Annotated in this window: 1 protein-coding gene; it reads right to left on the bottom strand. The window is 67.4% G+C overall.

Annotated elements, in window-relative coordinates; translation table 11 throughout:
* Positions 1-1,545: Helicase associated domain protein (locus tag OG972_RS49165; protein WP_323136015.1), on the bottom strand; the 1,545-nt coding region annotated here is incomplete at its 3' end.
* Positions 1,546-1,551 lie beyond the last annotated feature (6 nt).

Genomic DNA, 1,551 nt, shown 5'->3' with positions numbered 1-1,551 from the left:
GGTGCTGGACATGGTCCCGGCCCGGTAGGAGCGCCTCTGGTCGGACAGCCACCTGCCCAGTGGGTAGGCGCCTTCCTGGTGTTCGTAGGGCACGTCCAGGGCGCCCTCCCGTTCGAAGTACTGCCGGGCGGTGTCGTAGCCGCGGGTCCAGTCCTGGCGTTCGGTGTCGAGGATCTGGAACTTGACCCACTTCGCGATCATCACGGGATCCCTGGGGGCCGCGAACCGGAGCAGCAGCCGCGACTCCTCCTCACCCTCCTCCGGCTCCGGACCGATGCTCTGCGACGGATCAACGACCTTCTTCTGGTTCTCCTGCGGAATAGCGAGCATCTCAATGGCACGTTCATCGTGCGCCCGGAGCCCTTCAAGAACCTTTACCAAGGGGCGGTACGAGGAGGAGGTGAACATGTCTTCCGGCTGTTCACCCCGTGCCAAGAATACGGGCACGATCAGCGTGGCAATCTTGCCCTGCCCGGGTTTCTGGCGCAGCGCCCGGCCGATAGCCTGCACAATATCAACGGCCGACCCCTTCGGGTCCAAAAGGGCCACGGAATCCACCGCCCGGATATCGACGCCCTCTCCCAGCACACGGCAGTTCGACAGCACCGCCCGCCCCGCCCGGCGCCCGAAGTCCCCCAGTACCTGGCGCCGGTGGTCCGCCTCGTGCTCCCCGCACAGCCAGTTCGCCCATACGCGTTCCGGGTACCGCTCCGGATCCGACGCATGCAGCCGCTGCGCCACCCGCGGCAGCCCCTTCGCGAACGCGGACGCCTCTATCGTCCGGTGATGGAACGTGATGGTGGTCTGCAGTTGATGCGCCCTCATCGTCTCGAGCAGTGCGGCCTGCAATGCTCCCATCCGTTCACCCCGCAGCTGCTCCTCGCGTTTTTCGTCGCTGGCGAGGCGGGCGGGGGTGACGACGGGGTCGGTCAATTCGACGACCACAATTTGATAGCGCGCCAGAAGACCCCGGGATACCGCGGACGCGAGTGAGAGCTCGTACACGACAGGGCCGTAGATTTTGGGGTCGTCCATGGAGCAGGCCAGTTCCTGCGGCAGGGGGTCCCGCGCGTTCTCGAAGCCCTCCTGGCGTTCCGCCCACCGGGCCCGGGGTGGGCGTTCCTTCCAGATGCGGGGTGTGGCGGTCATGTAGAGCCGGCGCATGGCGGGGATGACGTCCTGGTCGTGGATCGCGGCCCACGCCTTGCCTGCGGATCCGCTGGTCCGGTGCGCCTCGTCGACGATCACGAGGTCGAAGACGTCCATGGGAAGCCCGTACGCACCCTCGTGTGCCTCGGCCAGCACCGGCAGAGAAGCGTAGGTGGCGTAGACGGTCACGGGTCCGCGGCCGTGCCACAGTGCCAGTTGTGGCGGGCTGGTCGTGGACCGCACATCCAGGTCCCACAGGTGCGGGTCGTCATCCAGCGAACACACCGCCACCGCGGGCCCGGTGTGCCCCGCCGAGCGCCACTCGCGCACCGTTTGGGTCAGTAGATCCAGGGTCGGCAGCAGCACGAGAACCCGGCCGTTACGTGCGAGCCGCAGCGCGGA

The organism is Streptomyces sp. NBC_01669 (assembly GCF_026339735.1).
Lineage (GTDB): Bacteria > Actinomycetota > Actinomycetes > Streptomycetales > Streptomycetaceae > Streptomyces > Streptomyces yanii.
Note: the sequence above shows the minus strand (reverse complement) of the source record. Positions and strands in the feature narration are given on the sequence as shown.